Genomic DNA, 18,646 nt, shown 5'->3' on the forward strand with positions numbered 1-18,646 from the left:
GCTCCCGATTCCTAAGACCATCGCGGTATGTCGCCGCGGTGCGCGGGCGGCGTACAGGCGACCAAAGCAGGTCAGGCCGGGTAGGTTGACGGCCATGCCGGTGACCGGGGAGACCGATCTGAGGCGGCTGCTGGCCGGGCTGGATCCGCTACTGCACGACGGGGAGTACGTGTTCGTGACACTGCCGGACCGTGAAACGCCGCCGGGGACCCGGCCCGTGTTCGTCTTCGAGGAGGACGAAGGTCGCACCCTTGTCCTGACGCGGGCCGAGGCCGAAGAGGCCGGACTGGACGGCGTCTTCCCCAGCGCCTGGATCACCCTGCGCATCCATTCGTCGCTGGAGGCCGTCGGGATGATGGCGGCCATCACCACGGCCCTGGCGGAGGCCGGCATCAGCTGCAACACCGTCGCGGCGTTCTACCACGACCACCTCTTCGTCCCGCCCGACCGCGCGCGGGACGCGGTCGGAGTGCTCCGAAGCCTGGCCGGATGAGCGCGCCCGAACCCGGATCGGCGGAGACCGCCCAGCACTGCTGCGACACCATGCGGCGACAGCTGGACTGGCACTGTCATCGGCACGCCGACCCGTACGACTGCGCGGACGCCGTCCTCGTGTACGTCGTGAAGTTCCGTGAGTACGGGCTGATCATCCACGATGGCGGCAGCTCGTACATCGGCATCGGCTACTGCCCGTGGTGCGGGACCCGGCTTCCGGAGTCGCAGCGGGACCGCTGGTTCGACGAGCTCGAACGCAAGGGCATCGACCCGTGGGAGGACGAGGTCCCGCCCGAGTACGAGGACGGCCGCTGGCTCGAGTGCTGAGGCCGAGTCGCCGGACGCCGCGGCGCTGCTACAGCGCTCCGTTCCCCTGGCTGCGCAGCTGGTCGACTGCGCGGGCCGGGTCCGCGCTGTCGCGGGAATGCGTACGCGGGTCCGTGGCAAGTGACGCGGTCTTCCCGATCCGGGCGCGGAGCACCAGGAGGCCGACGGCCGTTGCGACGACCAGCCCCACGATGACAGCGATGACCTTGCCGTACCTCCGTGCCTTCGCGATCGCCTCGAGCGATCTCATCCACCATAGATGACCATGATCGCGATTCGGTTCCCCGCGGTGCCGCCGAGGATCGTGGGTGCGGCTCGGCCTCCGCGATCCTCGGCGGTCGGGGCTTTAGGCCGGAGGGAAGTCGCGGCGCTTGAGCTTGGCCATGCGGCCGTCCGGGTGGTGCCACACGATGCCCTCCCAGGGGCAGGCGCGCAGCCACGCGGCCAGGCCCGCGTAGTCGCGGGGCACGTCGGGCAGTTCCTCGGCGCCGTGGCGCACCAGCGTGTGCCGGTCGACGTCCTCCGGGTTGCCGTTGATCCGCGGGCCGATCAGCTCGTACGTGCCGGGCTCCCAGTGGCCGGTGCCGACGGCCTCGTCGAGGTACCGGTGGTAGCCGGACTGCTCGGCGGGCTCCCAGCCGACGGCCGTGCCCGTCCGCTCGTCCCGCATGATCGCGAGGTACCCGGGCGGCTCTTTCCGGGCCGCCTTGATCTCGCGGCGCGCCCACCAGCGCTCGCCGTCGTACTGGACACAGGTGCCGTCGTACTTGCGCGTCGGCCGGCCCTCCCCGGCGAACACCCAGCCACAGTCCGGGTGCGGAGTGCGGGTCACGTACCGCCGATCCCCGTCCCAGTCACGAAGGAAGACTGTCGGCATCTTCTTCATCGCGTTCGCGGCGCGGAAACTCCGGCCTTGAGGCCGGAGAGGAAGCGCCGCTCCCTCCTTTCTTCTACGGTGCGTGAGTCTGCGATAGCCAAGCGGATTCGCGGCCGGGCGGGCCGTGACAGCGCGGGGAGCCTTCCAGCCGTTGGGCGGGGCTGTGAACCGCGAACCACTGGCCTCTCCTTCGTGAGCGGCCGGAATCTCTCGCCTTCAGGCGGGAGAGGACGTCAAGGCCCTGCTTCCTTCCGCTCGGGTCCAGAGCAGATATTGCACGAACGGAAGCGGGCCGGTCGAACGGTTATCGACGGGCTCAGCCGGTCGCGAGGCCGCCGAGGCGGGCCATGGCCCCGGTGGCCTGGGCGACGATGCCGTCGATGAGCTCCCGGCAGGACGGGAGGTCGTCGATGACGGCGACGGCCTGGCCGGAGGCCATGACGCCGAGGTCGGGGCGGCCGTCGACCATGGCGGCCTTCAGCAGCATCGGGGTGTTGGCGGCCATCAGCACCTGGGACCAGGACAGGTCCTTGCCGTGCCGCATCGCCAGGCCGTCGCGGACCATCGCCCGCCACGGCATCCCGGACACCCGCTTGAACCGGGCGGCGTTGCGCAGGGCGCGGACCAGGCCGGTGACGCGGCCGGAGTGTTCCAGGGCGTTGACCAGGTCGGTGCGCAGGACGCGGTGCGGCAGGCCGTCGACCTGCCGGGTGACGACGGTCTCGGCCATGCCGAGGTAGACCCGCTTCACGGCGTCCGGGACCGAGCTGTCGGAGGTCAGCAGGAAACGGGTGCCCATCGCCACACCGGCCGCGCCGTACGCGAGCGCGGCGGCCAGGCCCCGGCCGTCGAAGAACCCGCCCGCCGCGATGACCGGAATGTCGACGGCATCGACGACCTGGGGGAGCAGCAGGGTGGTGGCGACCGGGCCGGTGTGCCCGCCGCCCTCGCCGCCCTGGACGAGGACGGCGTCGGCGCCCCACGCGGCGACCTTCTCGGCGTGCCGGCGCGCCCCCACGGACGGGATGACCACGACGCCGGCGTCCTTCAGCCGGGCGATCAGTTCCGGTTTAGGAGCGAGCGCGAAGGACGCGACCCGTACGCCCTCCCTGACGATCAGGTCGATCCGCTCGAGGGCGTCGGTGGCGTCGGCCCGGAGGTTCACCCCGAAGGGGGCGTCGGTGCGCTCCTTCACTTCGCGGATCGCGGTGGCGAGCCCGTCCAGCGTCATCGTGGCCGAGGCGAGGATGCCCAGGCCGCCCGCGTTCGCGACCGCCGACACCAGGCGGGGGCCCGCCACCCAGCCCATGCCGGTCTGTACGACCGGGTGCCGGACACCGGTCAGCTCGGTCAGCGCCGTCCGCACGCTCCCACGCCCCTTCCGCAGGCCGTCACCGCCGGGTGCCTTCCGGGACCTCCCGGTCGCGCAGGCCGTTCGGGTCCAGGACCTCGCGGATGATCCGCAGCTGCTCGGCGTCCGGTGCCCGGGTCGTGCCGACGTACGGCGGGACGGCGAGCTCGAACCCGGTGGCCGCGGTCACCTGGTCGACGCTCACGCCGGGGTGGACCGACCTCAGCCGCATCCGGCGGTCCGGCGTCGCGAAGTCGAGGACGGCCAGGTCGGTGACGACGACGCGGATCTCGTGGGCGCCCCGGTCGTACCCGATGCCGCTGACCATGTCGACAGTCTCGACGAACACCCGGGGGGAGTGCCGGGGGATCCAGTAGCTGGTCGTGTCGCAGCGGGTGTTGCCCGGCGCGCCGCGCACCCCGAGCAACTGCGCCTTCGGGCGCTCCCAGTCGCCGATGCAGGAGATGTTGGTGTTGCCGAACCGGTCGATCTGGCTCGCGCCCAGCATGACGTGGCGGCGCCCGTTCAGCACCAGCCACAGGTGCTCGCGGAACGGCAGCCAGCCCTCGATCTCCTGCGGCGTCTCGCCGAGCGCGGGGACGTCGCCGGTCAGCAGGCACACGCCGTCATGGGTGAGCAGGCCGGACTCGAACGTCAGCCGTGCCAGCCGGGCGCCCAGGACCGTGATGGCGCCCCCGATGCCCGCCGCGAGGATCTCACCGTCGCCGCGGAACGCCTCCGCGCACGCCGTCACGCACACCTCCGCCCTGGTCGCGCTCATCGGGCGCGCACCTCCGTCCTCGTCGCCACCATCGCGAGCCTTCCGCGCACACCTTCGCCGCCGCCCGTAAGCGGCTCCCCGCGCACGCCTCCACGGACACCTTCTCCGCGTACGGCCGTCACGTCCGCTCTCGTCGGCTCCGTCACCGGCCCTCCTCCTCGCGCCAGGCACGGACGGCGGCCTGGTAGGCGGCCTCGTCGCCGGCCAGGAACCGTTCGCGGAACGCCGTCCAGGCGGCCGGGTCGCCGGCCGCCTGGACGTACGCCTTCTGGAACGCCTCGTCGCGTCCGTGGTCGGGTTCGCATGTGGTGAAGTGCGCGCCGTTCGGGGTCTCGACGACGCCGGTCACGTGGGACCGGCTGACCAGCAGGCTCTGCACCGGGCCCTCCTTGAGCAGGTCGGCGGTCTCGACGAGGCGTTCGCAGGAGACGTACGTCCGGGTCGCCGCCTTGGCGTACAGGTCGTCGAAGTACGGGTCGGGGCCGAGGTACTGCCCGTTGCCGCGGCGGTCGGCGCGATTCAGGTGGACCAGGGCGACGTCCATGGCCGGCGCGGGCACCGCGACCAGCTCCTCGCCGTCCTCATACGGGGAGCGGACCGTCTTGAGCTCCGGGTTCACTCGCATGACGTCGGACCCGAGCCCGGCGCGGGTGGGCAGGAACGGCAGCTGGTGCGCGGCGGCGTACAGGCCGAACATGAACATGCCCTCGTCGTACTCGGTGAACGCGATGGCGCCGCGCTGGCGGGCCTGCCGGAAGTGCGGTTCGAGGGGGATCGAGTCGAGGGTCGCGAACGGGGCGATGACGCGGCGGACCTTGCCGTACGCGCAGAGCAGGCCGACGTCGGGGCCGGCGTACGAGACGACGGTCAGGTCGGTGAGGTCCGACCGGCAGATCGCGCGGACCAGCGCCATCGGCTTGCGCCGCGACCCCCATCCGCCGATGCCGACGGTCATGCCCGGTTCGAGGGCGCCGACGACCTCCTCGATCGTCATCTCCTTCACTGCCGCCGTCCCTTCTCGTCCGAGGCCGAGACGAAGGCGGCGCGGTGCCGATCACCGGCGCCCGCCAGGTTGAGCTCGAAGGTGAAGCCCTGCTCGAACCGGTAGCTGCGCTTCGGATCCACCGGGTCGATGCCGTTGAGCGACTCCTTGGCCCGGCGGATGACGTACGGGTCCTTGGCGGCGATGTCGCCGGCGACCTCCAGGGCCCTCTCGCGCAGTCCGGTCACGGGCACGACCTCGAGCACCGACCCGTGCCGGTGCAGTTCGTCGGCCGTGACGGTGCGGCACGTGTAGACCATCGCCCGCACGAGGTGCTGCGGCACCAGCCGGGCCAGGTGGGTGGCCGCCCCGAGCGCGCCGCGGTCGACCTCGGGGAGGCCGAAGTAGGCGTCCTCGGAGGCCATGACGATGTCGGCGTTGCCGGCCAGGCCGATGCCGCCGCCGAGGCAGAAACCGTGCACGGCCGCGATGACGGGCACCGCGCACTCGTACACGGCGGCGAACGCCGCGTAGCAGCCGCGGTTGGCGCCGAGCAGCGCGGTGTGTCCCTCGGTGGCCTGCATCTCCTTGATGTCGACGCCCGCGTTGAACCCTCGTCCTTCGGCGCGGAGCACGACGGCGCGGACGTCCGGGTCGCGGCCGGCGGCCAGGACCGCGTCGGCGAGGTCGTGCCAGCCCTGGACGGTCAGCGCGTTGACGGGCGGAACGTCCATGACGATCTCGACGACGCCCGGGTCGTGAACCGTGGTGGAGATGCCCATGCGCTACCTTTCCACCAAACATTTGTTAGAAGTAACGTAGCAGAGCGAGGAAGGGGGTGCGATGCCGCACACACTCGATCTCAGCGGCAAGGTCGCCGTCGTCACCGGGGGAGTGCGCGGGGTCGGCCTGGGCATCAGCCGGGCGTTCCTCGACGCGGGCGCCGAGGTCGTCGCCGTCGCGCGCCGCAGGCCGGACGAGCTGCCGCCGGGCCTGGGCTTCGCCTCCCTCGACGTGCGCGACGCCGCCGCCGTCCGGGACTTCGCCGAGGGCCTCGACCGGCTCGACGTCGTCGTCAACAACGCGGGCGGCACGCCCTACCTGCCCGCCGCCGACGGCGACCTCCGCACGCACGCCAAGATCATCGAGCTGAACCTGATCGCGCCGCTGCTCGTCGCCCGCGCGGCCAACGCCGTCATGCAGCGCGGCGACGGCGGATCGATCATCATGATCGGCAGCGTCAGCGGCGCGCGCCCGTCGCCCGGCACGGCGGCGTACGGCGCGGCGAAGGCGGGCCTGGACAACCTCACTCGCAGCCTGGCCGTCGAGTGGGCGCCGAAGGTGCGCGTCAACGCGGTGACCCTCGGGATGGTCCGCACCGAGAGATCCGACCTGCACTACGGCGACGAGGCGGGGATCGCCGCCGTCGAGCGGACCGTGCCCCTCGGCCGGCTGGCCGACCCGTACGACGCCGGGGCGGCGTGCGTCTTCCTCGCCTCGGACCTGGCGGGCTACGTGAGCGGCGCCGGCCTGCTGGTGCACGGCGGTGGAGAGCGCCCCGCCTTCCTCGACGCGGCCAACGCGAACCGGGAGAACAGATGATCTGTAAGGGCGCCCCGCCGTCGTCGACTCGGCCAACGTGAACCGGGAGAACAGATGATCTGTAAGGACCGTGTCGTCATCGTCACCGGCGCCGGACGCGGGCTCGGCCGCGCCCACACCCTGGAGTTCGCCCGGCAGGGGGCCGCGGTGGTGGTGAACGACATCGGGGTCGGCCTCGACGGGTCGGGCGGCTCCTCGGGCCCGGCGGACGAGGTCGTCGCCGAGATCCGGGCGCTGGGCGGGGAGGCGGTCGCCGCGCCGTACGACATCGCGACGTCAAGCGGCGCGGAGGCGCTCGTGCGGACCGCCCTCGACGCGTTCGGCCGGCTGGACACGATCGTCTGCAACGCCGGGTTCCTGCGCGACCGCATGCTCGTCAACCTGTCGGAGGAGGAGTGGGACGCCGTCGCGCGGGTGCACCTCAAAGGGCACTTCCTGCCGCTGAAGCACGCGGGCCTGCACTGGCGGGCGGAGGCCAAGGCGGGCCGTCCGGTGACCGGCCGGGTCGTCACGACCTCCTCGGGCGCCGGGCTGCTCGGCAGCGTCGGTCAGGGCAACTACGCGGCGGCGAAGGCGGGCATCGTCGGGCTGACGCTGGTGGCCGCGGCCGAGTTGGGACGCTATGGCGTACTGGTCAACGCGATCGCGCCCGCGGCCCGTACGCGCATGACCGAGCAGGTGTTCGCCGCGACGATGGCCGCTCCGGGGGACGGCGGCTTCGACGCGATGGCCCCGGAGAACGTCTCGCCGCTCGTCGTCTGGCTCGGGTCGGCGGGCTGCGACGTCACCGGCCGGGTGTTCGAGGTCGAGGGCGGTCGCGTCTGCGTGATGGAGGGCTTCCGGCACGGCCCCGCCGCCGACAAGGGGGCGCGCTGGGATCCCGCCGAGCTCGGGCCCGTCGTCCACGGCCTGCTGGCCGGTGCCGCGCCGCCGGAACCCGTGTACGGTGCCTGATTTGCCGGACTTCTCGCGAGAGTGAGGGCTTTTTCACAGCCTGTACGTCACCGGAGCGAAACACGACTGTCCTATAGTTAGTTAGCGCTAAGCAACATTTGTGCTGACGAAGCAATAGGAGCGCACTCCCGATGACAACGGGCGCCCACGCGACGGGCCGGGCAGAGCACCGCGCCCTCGGGTCCGGGTACAAGTGGATCGCGCTGTCGAACACCACGCTCGGCGTGCTGATGGTCATGATCAATCAGTCGATCGTGCTCATCGCGCTGCCGAACATCTTCGACGGCATCGGCCTCAACCCCCTCGACCCCGGAAACACCAGCTACCTGCTGTGGATGATGATGGGGTTCATGGTCGTCACCGCGGTGCTGGTGGTGTCCTTCGGCCGGCTCGGCGACATGTACGGCCGGGTCCGCATGTACAACCTCGGCTTCGCGGTCTTCACCGTCTGCTCGATCCTGCTGTCGGTCAGCTGGATGCACGGGTCCGCCGCGGCGCTGTGGCTCATCGGCTGGCGGATCGTCCAGGGCATCGGCGGCGCACTGCTGTTCGCCAACTCCACCGCCATCATCACCGACGCCTTCCCGGCCACCCGGCGCGGCATGGCCCTCGGCATCAACGCGATCGCGGCCATCGCCGGATCGTTCATCGGACTCGTCCTCGGCGGCGTCCTTGGGCCGGTGAACTGGCACTACATCTTCCTGGTGTCGGTGCCGTTCGGCGTCTTCGGGACCTTCTGGGCCTTCATCAAGCTGCACGACGCGGGGGTGCGCAAGAAGGCCCGGATCGACTGGTGGGGCAACCTGACTTTTGCGATCGGCCTGATTTCTGTTCTCGTTGGCATCACATACGGGATCCAGCCGTACAAAGATCACACCATGGGATGGACCAACCCGTGGGTTCTCACCGCACTGATCGGCGGCGCGCTCGTGCTGTGCGTCTTCGTCTTCATCGAGACGAAGATCTCCGAGCCGCTGTTCAACCTGTCGCTGTTCCGGAACCGCACGTTCATGGCGGGCAACCTGGCGAGCCTGCTCACCGCGCTCGGCCGCGGCGGCCTGCAGTTCATGCTGATCATCTGGCTGCAGGGCATCTGGCTGCCCCAGCACGGCTACAGCTTCGAGGACACGCCGCTGTGGGCGGGCATCTACATGATCCCGCTGACCGTCGGCTTCCTGGTGTCGGCGCCGCTGTCCGGCCTGCTGTCGGACCGGGTCGGCGTCCGGGCGTTCACCGCGGGCGGCGCCCTCGTCACCGGGGTGAGCTTCCTGCTGCTGCTCACCATCCCGGTGAACTTCTCGTACTGGGTGTTCGCCGTCCTGCTGGTGGTCAACGGCATCGGCTCCGGCATGTTCGCCTCCCCGAACCGTGCCGAAATCATGAACGCCGTCCCGGCCGACCAGCGGGGCGTCGGGGCGGGCATGATCGCGACCTTCCAGAACGCCGCGTCCGTGCTGTCCATCGGCATCTTCTTCAGCCTCATGGTCGCCGGGCTGTCCCACAGCCTGCCGTCCGCGCTGCAGAGCGGCCTGACCGCGCAGGGCGTTCCGGACCAGTCGGCCCAGGCCATCTCGCACCTGCCGCCGATCGCGGTGCTGTTCGCGGCGTTCCTCGGCTACAACCCGATGCGGCAGTTGCTCGGCCCCGAGCTGAACCGGCTGCCCGCCGACCACGCGTCCTACCTCACGGGCCGCAGCTTCTTCCCGCACCTGATCACCCAGCCGTTCCATGACGGCCTGACGATCGCCTTCTGGTTCGCGATCGCGGCCTGTGTCGTCGCGGCGATCGCGTCCCTGCTGACCCAGGGGAGGAGGCGCGCCCGGAAGGCGGCCGAGCACGAGTCGCTCGGCTCGGAGCTGGCCGGCGTGACCGGAGAGGCCGGCGTGGCGCTCAGCGAGCCCACGGTCCCGCAGATGGTCCGGACGGCGCACGCGCGGCCCGCCGCCGAGCGGGCCGTGTTGAACGGCCGGACCGGGCCGGTCATCGCGGGATTCGTCCACGACGGGGCCGGCGCACCCGTCGAGGGTGCCGCCGTCACGGTCACCGGCCCCGACGGGCACCAGCTGGGCCGGGCCGCCACCGGGCCGGACGGCCGGTACGCCATCGCGGTCACCGCCGGCGACCACCTCGTCATCGTCACCGCGACCGGCCGCATCCCGCAGGCCGCGACCGTCCTGGTGGCCGAGGCCTCGGTCGTCCGGGACTTCCCGCTCGTCCCCGACACGGTCCCCCCGTCCGGGGAGATGGCCGGCGTCGTGCGATCCCCGCACGGCTTCCCCATCAGCGGGATCACCACCACCGTCACCGACGAGAACGGCGAGGTGGTGGCGACCACGGTCACCGACGAGAACGGGGCATACCGGATCACCGGCCTGGTCGACGGGAACTACACGCTGGTCGCGGCCGGCCACCGGCCGGTGACGCACACGGTCGAGGTCGCGCCGGGCGCCCCGATCACCGTGCGTGTGACGTTGGGCGACTGACCATGGACGCCGGTGAGACGGAACGAGCGGAGGGGGACGACGTCGTGGACGACTCCGCCGCGATGGCGGGGCGGCTTCGCCTCGCCCTCGTCGACCTCAACCGCGGGCTGCGCAAGGACTGGCCGGCCCAGCTCACCCCGAGCCGCCTGTCCGCGCTCACCACCATCGCCACGAGCGGCCCGCTCCCCGTGGGGGAGCTCGCCCGGCGGATGGCGGTCAGCACGCCCACCGTCTCGCACATCGTCGACGCGCTGGTGAAGCTCCAGCTGATCACCCGCCGGCCCGATCCGCGGGATCGCCGGGTGTGCCGGCTGATCGTCAGCGACGCCGGCGACGAACTGCTCGACGAACTCGGCCGGCGCACCACGGGGTTCCTCGCCGATCGGATCCGGCGGCTGCCGGCCGACCAGCGGGTGAACCTCGCCGCGGCCCTGCCCGCCCTGGAGACCTTGGCCGCCGCACCGGACCGGCCGCGCAGCGAAGGAATGGTCGGTCACACCCGGCACCCCTGGGTGCCGGCACCCCACGACCGGTCCGAGCGACCCACGAAAGAAGACAGGGATGACTGAGAACACGGCGCTCAGCGAGACGCTCACCGTCTTCGGCACGGTACGGCGGACGGAGGGACCACCGGTCGCCGACGCGGTGGTCACCCTCGCCGACATGGCCGGTCGCAAGATCGGTTCCGCGTACACCGGGATGGACGGGGAGTACCGCCTCAACGTCACCAAGGGCGGCACCTACCTGATCATCGCCTCGGCGCCCGGTCACGAGCCGATCGCCTCGCTGGTCGCGGTCGGGGAGGGCACCGTCCGCCACGACATGACGATCGCCGGCGTCGGCGGGCTCATCGGCATCGTCCGGATCTCCGGCACCCGCGAGGCGGTCGCCGACGCCACGATCACCGTCACCGATGTCCAGGGAGACGTGGTCGGAACGGCGCGCAGCACCGACGGCGGCGGCTTCTCCTTCATCAGCCTCCCCGAAGGCAGCTACACCCTCGTCGCCTCGGCCCCCGGGCAGCGGCCGGTGGCCGCCGCCGTGACGGTCCGGCAGGGCACACAGACCCGGCGGGACCTCGAACTGCTGGCGCGGGGCACACTGAACGGCGAGGTGTGGCTGCACGACCGGCCGTACGACGGGGCGCGCCTCACCCTGATGGACGAGGCCGGGAGCATCGTGGGAACGGCTGTGAGCGGCATGAACGGTGAGTTCTCCTTCGGTGACCTCGACCCGGGGACGTACACGCTCGTCGCCGCGGGCCACGGCCCCGCCGCCGTCCCCGTCCAGATTACCGGCGGCCGGTCCGTCGAGTCCGACGTCACGCTGACCGCCTGAAAGGGGCTGCTCCGTGAATCCCGCGAACGTCGCCGTCACGGCCCGGATCGTCGCCCCCGGAGGCTGGCCGGTCGAGCACGCGATACTCACCCTGACCGACGCCACCGGCCGGCAGGCGGCCCGCACCGCGGTCGACACGACCGGCCGCGCCGTCATCGAGGGCGTCGCGCCGGGCGCCTACACGCTGATCGTCTCGGCCGCGGGCCACCAGCCGGAGGCCCGTACCGCGGTCGTCGGCCCGAACGGCCTGGACGTCGGCGACATCGAGCTCACCGGGGCGGGCGGGCGCCGGCTCCCCGACCCGGGCGTCTGGGACATCGACCCCGTGCACTCGTCCGTTCAGGTGCGCGCCCGCCACCTCGGCCTGGCCAGCGTCCGCGGGCGGATCGCCGACTTCAGCGGTCACGCGGTCGTCACCGATCCCGTGGAGAACTCCACCGTGGAGGTCACCCTGCGGGCCGCCAGCGTCGACACCGGCAACGCCGACCGTGACACGCACCTGCGCAGCAAGGACTTCCTGCACGCCGAGGCGTTCCCCGACATCGTCTTCCGGAGCAAGGGGTTGCGGCAGCTGGCCGACGACCGGTGGGCGATGGACGGCGAGCTGACCATCCGCGGCGTCACCCGCCCGATCACGCTGGACACCACGTACCTCGGCATGGGGCCGGACCAGTGGGGCGGCGTGCGCTGCGGCTTCCACGCGGTGACGGAGCTCAACCGCGACGAGTTCGCCGTCGACTGGAACCAGGCGGTACGGGTCGGGATCGCCGCGGTCGGCGGCACCCTGCAGGTCGAGCTCGACATCGAGATCGTCCAACGCTGAGCGGACGACCGTCCGCCGGAGGCCTGTGCCACGGTCGAGTGCCGAGCGGGCGACCGGCCGCCGACCGCTTGTACTACAGGGCGTAGTACTGTCTTCGTCCGAAGGCAGAACGAGAAAGGCTGACGCGTGGTCCACGCCCTGGCGGTGTCACTGATCATCGGCGCGCTCGTGCTCGCCGGTCTCGCGTTCGTGACCGCCGCCCTGAACCGCCGGGTCGGCGTGCTGCTGCTCGGCGCGGCCGCCGTGGGAGAGGCCGGCCTGCTCGTCCAGGTGATCTGGGCGATCGTTTGGCTCGCCGGCGGCGCGCGGCCGACCGGGGGAATGGCGGTCTTCCTCGGCTACCTCGCCGGATCGCTGGTGATCCTGCCCATCGCCGCCCTCTGGGGGCTGGGGGAGCGCAGCCGCTGGGGTCCGGTCGTGGTGGCCGCCGGCTTTCTGGTGACCGCCGTCCTGATCGTCCGCATGCAGCAGGTGTGGCATGGCTGAGCGTGAGGACGGCCGCCCCGTGGCAGACGCCGAGCGGCCCGCGCGTCGGTCCGGGCCGGGACGAGTACTGATCGCCGTGTACGGCGTGTTCGCCCTCGCCGCCACGTCGCGGGCCGGCGTGCAGATCGCCACGCGGTTCCACGAGGCGCCGGTCGCCTACCTCCTGTCGGCGTTCGCCGCCGTCGTGTACATCCTGGCCACCGTGACGATCGCCCGCTCGGGCCGTACGTCGCATCGCGTCGCCGTCGCCTCCTGCACGATCGAGCTGATCGGCGTGCTCGCCGTCGGCACCTACAGCCTCACCGACCGCGCCGCCTTCCCCGACGCGACCGTGTGGTCCGGCTACGGCAGCGGGTACGGCTTCGTGCCGCTCGTGCTCCCGGTGCTCGGGCTGCTGTGGCTGCGCCGCACCGCACCGCGCTGAGCGGCGGGCGACCGTCGCCGGTCTGGTGAACGCGACTCGAACGCGCAGGCGCCGGCGGCGTTCTCGAGTCAGTCGTCGCTGGGGAGCCTGGCCTCGCCCGCCGGCCGGCGAACCGCGGTCTCGACGAGCTTGCCGACCTGCCCTGCGGGAACGACGACTCCGGGAGTCCGGAGAGTCCAGCGAAGGAATGCCTCGACGCTCATGGCGGGGATCTCGCCGAGATAGGGCCTGATGTACACCGGTGTGTCCGGTTCACTGCGCCAGCTGTCGGCGAGCGTGCCGATGTCCACCGCGTCATGACCGAGGACGTCCAGCAGGCGGGTGGCCTCCGTCTTGGCCGCCGCGTCGTCGCCGGCGATGGGCAGGGCACTGCGGTCCGGCGCGCCCGTGGGCCGGGCGAGAGTGAACAACTGGTGCGGGGTGATGTTGTTGAACGCCTTGACCACCTGGGAGGCCGCGAGGTGACGCTGCATCAGGGCGCTGGAGGTCAGTTCGCCCGCATCCAGTTCGGTCAGGTGGCCGTCCCGCTCGGGGTAGTAGTTCGCCGTGTCCAGCACGGTCTTGCCGGCCAGGGCTTCGGCGGGGAGGTGTTCGTAGGCCTTCAGCGGGATGGCGGCCACCACCAGGTCCGCGGCGAGTGCCGCTTCTGCCGGTGTGGCCGCTCGGGCACGCCCGCCCAGCTCGGCGACGAGGTCGGCGAGTGTCTCAGGTCCTCGCGAATTACTGAGGACGACCTCAAGGCCGGCCGCGACGGCCAGACGGGCGACGGCAGAACCGATCATTCCGCTGCCGATGAGTCCGAGCGTTCGGGACACGTTTTCTCCGTTCGTTGGATGGATGCCGCGATGAGAGCCGCCCGCGCCGGTCGCGCGCGAGTGGCTCGCCTGACAGCGTGGAACCGCCGCGACCGCACGACCAGGCCCGTGTTCTGCGTACTCACGGCGTGATCACGCGCGGCGAACGCAGACGTAGGGTTGTCACGTGGACGACCGGACCGAGCTGAGCGGGTTCCTCAAGTCACGCCGTGCCCGGCTGCGCCCGGAGGATGTCGGGCTGCGCGACTACGGCGGAGCGCGCCGGGTCGAAGGCCTGAGGCGTGAGGAACTGGCCCGGCTGGCGGGTGTGAGCGTCGCCCACTACACGCGTCTGGAACAGGGCAAGGGCGACAGCGTCTCGGACGAGGTCCTGGACGCCGTCGGCGCGGCACTGCGCCTGGACGCCGACGAACTCGCCTACCTGCACCGGATCGCACGGCGCCCGATGCCATGCACGGGGGCCACAGTCTCGGAGGTGTCCGCAGGCTTTCGCCACCTGCTGGAGTCGTTCGTGATGACGCCGGCACTCGTGGTCGGCCGGCACACCCAGATCGTCGGCTGGAATCGGCTCGCCGTGGCGGTGTTCGGCGACTTCCCCGCGCTGCCGCAGAACCGCCGCACGTTCTCGCACCTGCTGTTCACCGAGCCCTACCTGCGCGAGCTGCACCGCACCGGTTGGGAGCGGGCGGCGCGCGAGCACGTGGGTCATCTGCGCGTTCTGCTCGGGCGGTATCGCGGGGACTCCGGACTCGCGGCGCACATCGACCACATGCGCGACCTGAGCGCGGACTTCGCGCGGATGTGGGCTGAGCACCCGGTCGCGCGGGTCCGGTCCCGGACGTACGTGCTGCACCACCCGGTCGTGGGCGAGCTGACCATGCACGGTGAGCTCATTGCGCTGCCCGACGAGCCATCGTGCAGCGGGCTGGACCTGTTCGCCGCCGAGCCGGGCTCGGCGTCCGAGCAGGCCCTGCGGGAGCTCGGGAGCCGGTGAGCCGACGCCACCAGCGGGAGAGCGGCCGGGGTGCCCACCAGGCGCGCGCGCCGGGCAGGCGCATCGTGGCGGGGACGAGCAGCCCGCGTACGACGGTCGCGTCGACGACGACCGCGATGACCAGGCCCACGCCGACGTCAGAACGCGAGGGCGGCGGCCACCACCCACCGGCGCCGTACGGCCGCGAACCTGCCCAGTGCCGCGAACACGGTCACCTCCACCCGCGGGCCCGCACGCGCAGCGCGAAGACGGCGCAGACGGCGGCGAACGGGAGCTCCAGCGTGAGGCCCATCACGATGGAGGTCGGCCGGTAGCCGGGCCGGGCCGTCATCACGTCGAACCAGACGTCGGCGAGCATCAGCGCGGCCAGACCGGCGGCGGTCAGGGCGGCCCGCCCGTCCCGCCGCCGGGCCAGCCACCCGGTCAGCGCCATGCCGGCGGTGAGCAACAGGTCGAAACCGATCCAGAGGGGACGGACGTCGGCGGAGGCGTAGAAGCCGAGCAGCACGGTCCAAACCCCGACGGCGAGGGCCCCGCCGAGGAAGACGAACGCCGCGGCGGCGCCGTCCCGATGGGCGATGTGTGTCGTCATGCCGCCAACCTTTCGCCGCGGCACGGCCGCCCGCCTCGGCCGGGCGGCCCGACCCGGCGGCCGGTCGGAGGAGGCCTCCTCCTCCCGGAGGAGGAACGGGCCGGGCCCGGCCAGGCCGTACGCTCGGCGGCGTGGAGATCCTCCGGTTCCGCCGCCTGCTCGGGCGAGGACGCGGTCAGATCCGGACTGTCCTGCTCAGTCGCGGGTTCGGCCCGATGCGGGCCGTGCTGCTCGGGCGCGGGTTCGGCCCGATGCGGGCCGTGCTGCTCGCCTGTGCGCTCGGCTACCTTCTCCTGCACCGGTCCGGCACTCCCGCCACCCGGATCGACTGGGCGTTCGCGCTGTGCTCTCTTGTCTTGGGGGCCACCGGTGGGCGGTTCCCGCTCGCCGTGGCGCTCGGCCAGCCGGTCCTGCTCGCCCTCGCCGAGGCGTTCGGCGACGCGCCGCCGATCGGTATCAAGATCATGGCGAGTGTCGCGCTGTTCGAGGTCGCGCTCCGCCGGTGGGGCGTTCCGGCGGTGCTCCCGGCGATGGCGCTCACCGGGGTCTATGCCGCGATGGGCCTGCCGGGCGACGTCCCCGCCCTGCTGTACAAGGTGGCCGCCGTCGTGGGCGGCCCCGTCCTGCTGGCGGCGTACGTCCGCTCCCTGGAGGAGGTCGCGCGCAGCGCCCAGGCGCGGGCGGCCGAGGCCGAACGGGCCGCCCGCATGAGCGAGCGGACCGCCATCGCCCGCGAGCTGCACGACATGGTCGCCCACCACATGGCCTCGATGGCACTCCGCGTCGGCGTCGCCCGCCACGTCATCCCGCGTACCGACCCAAGGGTGACGGAGGTCCTGGACGACGTGCACGCCAGCGCGTCCAGCGCCCTCGCCGACCTGCGCCGCCTGCTCACCGCGCTGCGCGACCCGGACGACCCGGGCCGCCTGCTCACCGAGCCGACGGACCTGCCGGTCGCCCTGGACGGGCTCGTGGAGAGGGCACGGCAGGCCGGCCTGAGCGTCGACTCCTCGATCGCCCCCGAACTCGCCGAGCTCGACGCCGTACGCGGCCTGACGCTGCTGCGCCTCGTCCAGGAAGGGCTCACGAACGTCGTCAAGCACGCCGGGAGCCAGGCGTCCGTACGGCTCGCCGCGGCGATGACGGGGGACGGCGCGGTCAGCCTGGAGATCAGCAACGACGCGGCCGGCGGATCCCCGGCCATCGGCGGCACCGGGCACGGCCTGCTCGGCATGCGCGAACGCGTGGACCTGGTCGGCGGTAGCCTCCAGGTCGGCCCCACCACCGACGGTTGGCGCTTGTCCGCCCTGCTGCCTCAGGGGCGGTCATGAGGACGGGCGAGGACGGCGTGCTCTGGGGCGCTGATCCTCGAGGGCCGGCGTCTCATGCGCAGGGGAGAGGTGGCGTGATGGGCGGCGGGCCTCTCGTCGAGCCGGTGGGAGTCGTGGCGTGATCCGGGTGCTGATCGTGGACGACCAGCATCTGGTACGCGCGGGCCTGCGGATGCTGTGCGAGTCGACCGAGGACATCGAGGTGGCGGGCGAGGCCACCGGCGGGGCCGAGGCCGTACGCCTCGCGGCGAGTCTCGCGCCGGACGTGGTCATCATGGACCTGCGCATGCCGGGCATCGACGGCATCGCCGCGACGACGCGGATCCTCGGTGAGCGGCCCGCGACGCGCGTCGTCGTCCTGACGACGTTCGACGACGACGATCATCTCTATCCGGCGCTCGCGGCGGGAGCGTGCGGTTTCCTCGCCAAGGACGTCGCGCCCGAGACGCTCGTCGACGCGATCCGGCGCGCCGCGGACGGGGACAGTCCGTTCAGCACGCCGGTGCTGCGGCGGCTCGTCGCCCAGGCGGTCGGCGCTCGCCAGGAGGAGCCCGCCGTTCCCGATCTGGACCTGACCGGCCGTGAGCGCACCGTCCTCACCCTCGTCGCGGACGGGCTGTCCAACGCGGAGATCGCCGGACGGCTGCACATCGGCGTCACGACGGTCAAGACGCACGTGGCCGGCCTCATGACCAAGACCGGCTGCGCGAACCGCGTGCGCCTGGCGGTCTTCGCCGCCCGCAACGGCCTGACCTGACCGGGCTACAGGCCGTGGGTGCGGCGGAGGCGCCGGGTGCTGATGACGCCCACCGGCACAGGGGCCCAGAAGGTCATGGCCCGGAACAGCAGCACGCCCTCGGCCGCCTGGCCGGTCGGGATGTGCGCGGCCGCCAGCGCGGCGATCAGCGCCGCCTCGGTCGACCCGACGCCGGCCGGTGTCGGGATCGCGGCGCCGGCCGTGGCGCCGATCAGGTAGACGGCGAGGAACACGCCGAAGTCCCGGCCGTCCGTTCCGGGGATGGCGAGCAGGCTGGCCGCGAACGCGACCGCGAGCGCGGCGTGCGCGCCGGTCGATGCGACGATCGTCGCCAGCAGGCAGCGGGGCCGGTGGAGGAGGTGCCGCAGCGACCGGCCGACATCGGTGATCGCGGCGCGCGTCCAGGCCCGGCCCCGTGGCCAGCAGAGCACGATCAGGGCCGCCAGGAGCACCACGCCCCCGACCGAGACCAGGACCGGCACGATCAGCCCGGCGTGCCGGGCGACGATCCGGTCGAGGCGGATGGTCGGTGCCGCCGGGTCGCCGAGACCGTTCCACACGCCGACGGCCACGGCGACGAGACCGAGCTTCGTCACGCCGCGTACCAGGCTGGCCGCGGCCATCGCCGCCGTCGCCTCGCACATCGGCAGGCCGCGCCGGGTGAGGTACCGGCAGTTGACGGCCGCCGAGCCGAGCCCGCTCGGGGCGAGCCGGTTCGCCGCCGCACCCGCGAACTGCGCCGCCGTGACCTCCCACAGCCCGAGCCGCCGGCCGGAGACGCCGTCGGCGGCGGCGCGTACGCCGAGTGCCGACGCGAGATAGTGCAGCGTGGTCAGCGCGGCGATCGCCGGCACGAACCCCCATTGGATCCGGCTCGCGCCGGAGGACACCGCCCCTGCCCAGCCGCCCACGTCGACGTCGTCGACCACGTCGATGTCGGCCAGGCGGGCGCCGACGGCCACCCCGCAGAGCGTGGCGGCGAGGAATCCGGCGACCACCCAGTTGCGCGCCGGGAACCGGGCCACGGCCGACCCGTCGATCCGCTCCACGTCCACGAGAGGCTGCCGCTCGACGAGAGGCTCGGGCGCCCGCTGGCGAGTGAGGATGCGTCGGCTCATGGCCTCAACCTTCCCCGCCGGATGGAGCAATGGTGAAACACGGGATGAGGGGCGGCTGACGTGATGGGTTCCTCCAGGTCCGTCGGCGGGCGGTGCCGTCACCGACCATGGGGTCG

General features: G+C 72.3%; 22 protein-coding genes and 1 pseudogene. 13 read left to right on the forward strand and 10 right to left on the reverse strand.

The window, feature by feature from the left end; all coding sequences use genetic code 11:
• Positions 1-94 precede the first annotated feature (94 nt).
• A complete protein-coding gene (locus tag AB0I04_RS01105; RefSeq protein ID WP_360876953.1) occupies positions 95-493 on the forward strand; it encodes an ACT domain-containing protein in 399 nt (132 codons plus the stop codon).
• The gene (locus tag AB0I04_RS01110) at positions 490-822 is read left to right on the forward strand and encodes a hypothetical protein (protein ID WP_360876956.1); all 333 of its coding nucleotides are present in this window, start codon (positions 490-492) and stop codon (positions 820-822) included. The genes AB0I04_RS01105 and AB0I04_RS01110 overlap by 4 nt, the downstream gene beginning before the upstream one ends.
• A 28-nt stretch (positions 823-850) precedes the next feature.
• Here the strand turns inward: AB0I04_RS01110 and AB0I04_RS01115 are convergent, their stop codons facing one another.
• The 6 genes from AB0I04_RS01115 to AB0I04_RS01140 form a co-directional block, all read right to left on the reverse strand.
• Positions 851-1,072: a hypothetical protein gene (locus AB0I04_RS01115; protein ID WP_360876959.1), complete on the reverse strand. Its 222-nt coding sequence runs from the start codon at positions 1,070-1,072 to the stop codon at positions 851-853.
• Between the two features lie 96 nt (positions 1,073-1,168).
• Positions 1,169-1,699, reverse strand: coding sequence for a DUF5565 family protein (locus AB0I04_RS01120; RefSeq protein WP_360876962.1), 531 nt, complete (start codon positions 1,697-1,699; stop codon positions 1,169-1,171).
• Between the two features lie 316 nt (positions 1,700-2,015).
• Positions 2,016-3,065, reverse strand: a complete 1,050-nt coding sequence (locus AB0I04_RS01125) for a nitronate monooxygenase (RefSeq protein ID WP_360876965.1) — start codon at positions 3,063-3,065, stop codon at positions 2,016-2,018.
• A 25-nt stretch (positions 3,066-3,090) separates the two neighbouring features.
• The gene (locus AB0I04_RS01130) at positions 3,091-3,831 is read right to left on the reverse strand and encodes a CoA-transferase (protein ID WP_360876968.1); all 741 of its coding nucleotides are present in this window, start codon (positions 3,829-3,831) and stop codon (positions 3,091-3,093) included.
• A 142-nt stretch (positions 3,832-3,973) separates the two neighbouring features.
• A complete protein-coding gene (locus AB0I04_RS01135) occupies positions 3,974-4,825 on the reverse strand; it encodes a CoA-transferase (protein ID WP_360876970.1) in 852 nt (283 codons plus the stop codon).
• Positions 4,826-4,830: 5 nt separating this feature from the next.
• Positions 4,831-5,595 (reverse strand): enoyl-CoA hydratase family protein, encoded by a 765-nt coding sequence (locus AB0I04_RS01140; protein ID WP_360876972.1) that lies wholly within the window; start codon positions 5,593-5,595, stop codon positions 4,831-4,833.
• A 61-nt stretch (positions 5,596-5,656) separates the two neighbouring features.
• On the opposite strand from AB0I04_RS01140, the gene AB0I04_RS01145 reads away from it, so the two are divergent.
• The 8 genes from AB0I04_RS01145 (at position 5,657) to AB0I04_RS01180 (ending at position 12,923) form a co-directional block, all read left to right on the forward strand.
• Positions 5,657-6,415, forward strand: a complete 759-nt coding sequence (locus tag AB0I04_RS01145; protein ID WP_360876975.1) for an SDR family oxidoreductase — start codon at positions 5,657-5,659, stop codon at positions 6,413-6,415.
• 54 nt (positions 6,416-6,469) lie between these two features.
• The gene (locus AB0I04_RS01150) at positions 6,470-7,369 is read left to right on the forward strand and encodes an SDR family oxidoreductase (RefSeq protein WP_360876978.1); all 900 of its coding nucleotides are present in this window, start codon (positions 6,470-6,472) and stop codon (positions 7,367-7,369) included.
• A gap of 131 nt (positions 7,370-7,500) precedes the next feature.
• On the forward strand, positions 7,501-9,852 hold the full coding sequence (locus AB0I04_RS01155) for an MFS transporter (protein ID WP_360876981.1): 2,352 nt from the start codon (positions 7,501-7,503) through the stop codon (positions 9,850-9,852).
• Positions 9,853-9,854: 2 nt separating this feature from the next.
• Complete coding sequence (locus AB0I04_RS01160; RefSeq protein ID WP_360876983.1) at positions 9,855-10,421, forward strand: MarR family transcriptional regulator; 567 nt, start codon at positions 9,855-9,857, stop codon at positions 10,419-10,421.
• Complete coding sequence (locus AB0I04_RS01165; RefSeq protein ID WP_360876986.1) at positions 10,414-11,190, forward strand: carboxypeptidase regulatory-like domain-containing protein; 777 nt, start codon at positions 10,414-10,416, stop codon at positions 11,188-11,190. The genes AB0I04_RS01160 and AB0I04_RS01165 overlap by 8 nt, the downstream gene beginning before the upstream one ends.
• 13 nt (positions 11,191-11,203) lie before the next feature.
• Positions 11,204-12,013, forward strand: coding sequence for a YceI family protein (locus tag AB0I04_RS01170; RefSeq protein WP_360876989.1), 810 nt, complete (start codon positions 11,204-11,206; stop codon positions 12,011-12,013).
• 126 nt (positions 12,014-12,139) lie between these two features.
• The gene (locus AB0I04_RS01175; RefSeq protein ID WP_360876991.1) at positions 12,140-12,499 is read left to right on the forward strand and encodes a hypothetical protein; all 360 of its coding nucleotides are present in this window, start codon (positions 12,140-12,142) and stop codon (positions 12,497-12,499) included.
• Positions 12,492-12,923, forward strand: coding sequence for a hypothetical protein (locus AB0I04_RS01180; protein WP_360876994.1), 432 nt, complete (start codon positions 12,492-12,494; stop codon positions 12,921-12,923). The genes AB0I04_RS01175 and AB0I04_RS01180 overlap by 8 nt, the downstream gene beginning before the upstream one ends.
• A gap of 68 nt (positions 12,924-12,991) precedes the next feature.
• Here AB0I04_RS01180 and AB0I04_RS01185 read toward each other — a convergent pair whose 3' ends face one another.
• Complete coding sequence (locus AB0I04_RS01185; RefSeq protein WP_360876997.1) at positions 12,992-13,738, reverse strand: NAD(P)-binding domain-containing protein; 747 nt, start codon at positions 13,736-13,738, stop codon at positions 12,992-12,994.
• Between the two features lie 166 nt (positions 13,739-13,904).
• On the opposite strand from AB0I04_RS01185, the gene AB0I04_RS01190 reads away from it, so the two are divergent.
• Positions 13,905-14,732, forward strand: a complete 828-nt coding sequence (locus tag AB0I04_RS01190; RefSeq protein WP_360877000.1) for a helix-turn-helix transcriptional regulator — start codon at positions 13,905-13,907, stop codon at positions 14,730-14,732.
• Here AB0I04_RS01190 and AB0I04_RS01195 read toward each other — a convergent pair.
• Together AB0I04_RS01195 and AB0I04_RS01200 are read right to left on the reverse strand one after the other, a co-directional pair.
• Positions 14,629-14,868: pseudogene (locus AB0I04_RS01195) on the reverse strand (hypothetical protein); the annotation flags it as partial. The gene AB0I04_RS01190 and the pseudogene AB0I04_RS01195 sit on opposite strands and share 104 nt — an antisense overlap.
• Before the next feature lie 75 nt (positions 14,869-14,943).
• The gene (locus AB0I04_RS01200; protein WP_360877003.1) at positions 14,944-15,324 is read right to left on the reverse strand and encodes a hypothetical protein; all 381 of its coding nucleotides are present in this window, start codon (positions 15,322-15,324) and stop codon (positions 14,944-14,946) included.
• A gap of 131 nt (positions 15,325-15,455) precedes the next feature.
• Between AB0I04_RS01200 and AB0I04_RS01205 the strand changes: the two genes are divergently transcribed.
• Both AB0I04_RS01205 and AB0I04_RS01210 read left to right on the forward strand, forming a co-directional pair.
• Positions 15,456-16,655: a histidine kinase gene (locus AB0I04_RS01205; RefSeq protein WP_360877005.1), complete on the forward strand. Its 1,200-nt coding sequence runs from the start codon at positions 15,456-15,458 to the stop codon at positions 16,653-16,655.
• Positions 16,656-16,773: 118 nt separating this feature from the next.
• A complete protein-coding gene (locus tag AB0I04_RS01210) occupies positions 16,774-17,412 on the forward strand; it encodes a response regulator transcription factor (RefSeq protein ID WP_360877008.1) in 639 nt (212 codons plus the stop codon).
• 5 nt (positions 17,413-17,417) lie between these two features.
• On the opposite strand, the gene AB0I04_RS01215 is transcribed toward AB0I04_RS01210, so the two are convergent.
• The gene (locus AB0I04_RS01215; protein WP_360877011.1) at positions 17,418-18,530 is read right to left on the reverse strand and encodes a lysylphosphatidylglycerol synthase domain-containing protein; all 1,113 of its coding nucleotides are present in this window, start codon (positions 18,528-18,530) and stop codon (positions 17,418-17,420) included.
• Positions 18,531-18,646 lie beyond the last annotated feature (116 nt).

The organism is Actinoallomurus sp. NPDC050550, from assembly GCF_040655075.1.
GTDB lineage: Bacteria > Actinomycetota > Actinomycetes > Streptosporangiales > Streptosporangiaceae > Actinoallomurus.

What these genes read in the sequence shown, in the direction of transcription:
- AB0I04_RS01105 (WP_360876953.1), top strand. Translation starts at nt 95, where the DNA reads ATGCCGGTGACCGGGGAGACCGATCTGAGGCGGCTGCTGGCCGGGCTG.
- AB0I04_RS01110 (WP_360876956.1), top strand. Translation starts at nt 490, where the DNA reads ATGAGCGCGCCCGAACCCGGATCGGCGGAGACCGCCCAGCACTGCTGC.
- AB0I04_RS01115 (WP_360876959.1), bottom strand. Translation starts at nt 1,072, where the DNA reads ATGAGATCGCTCGAGGCGATCGCGAAGGCACGGAGGTACGGCAAGGTC.
- AB0I04_RS01120 (WP_360876962.1), bottom strand. Translation starts at nt 1,699, where the DNA reads ATGCCGACAGTCTTCCTTCGTGACTGGGACGGGGATCGGCGGTACGTG.
- AB0I04_RS01130 (WP_360876968.1), bottom strand. Translation starts at nt 3,831, where the DNA reads ATGAGCGCGACCAGGGCGGAGGTGTGCGTGACGGCGTGCGCGGAGGCG.
- AB0I04_RS01135 (WP_360876970.1), bottom strand. Translation starts at nt 4,825, where the DNA reads ATGACGATCGAGGAGGTCGTCGGCGCCCTCGAACCGGGCATGACCGTC.
- AB0I04_RS01140 (WP_360876972.1), bottom strand. Translation starts at nt 5,595, where the DNA reads ATGGGCATCTCCACCACGGTTCACGACCCGGGCGTCGTCGAGATCGTC.
- AB0I04_RS01145 (WP_360876975.1), top strand. Translation starts at nt 5,657, where the DNA reads ATGCCGCACACACTCGATCTCAGCGGCAAGGTCGCCGTCGTCACCGGG.
- AB0I04_RS01150 (WP_360876978.1), top strand. Translation starts at nt 6,470, where the DNA reads ATGATCTGTAAGGACCGTGTCGTCATCGTCACCGGCGCCGGACGCGGG.
- AB0I04_RS01155 (WP_360876981.1), top strand. Translation starts at nt 7,501, where the DNA reads ATGACAACGGGCGCCCACGCGACGGGCCGGGCAGAGCACCGCGCCCTC.
- AB0I04_RS01160 (WP_360876983.1), top strand. Translation starts at nt 9,855, where the DNA reads ATGGACGCCGGTGAGACGGAACGAGCGGAGGGGGACGACGTCGTGGAC.
- AB0I04_RS01165 (WP_360876986.1), top strand. Translation starts at nt 10,414, where the DNA reads ATGACTGAGAACACGGCGCTCAGCGAGACGCTCACCGTCTTCGGCACG.
- AB0I04_RS01180 (WP_360876994.1), top strand. Translation starts at nt 12,492, where the DNA reads ATGGCTGAGCGTGAGGACGGCCGCCCCGTGGCAGACGCCGAGCGGCCC.
- AB0I04_RS01200 (WP_360877003.1), bottom strand. Translation starts at nt 15,324, where the DNA reads ATGACGACACACATCGCCCATCGGGACGGCGCCGCCGCGGCGTTCGTC.
- AB0I04_RS01215 (WP_360877011.1), bottom strand. Translation starts at nt 18,530, where the DNA reads ATGAGCCGACGCATCCTCACTCGCCAGCGGGCGCCCGAGCCTCTCGTC.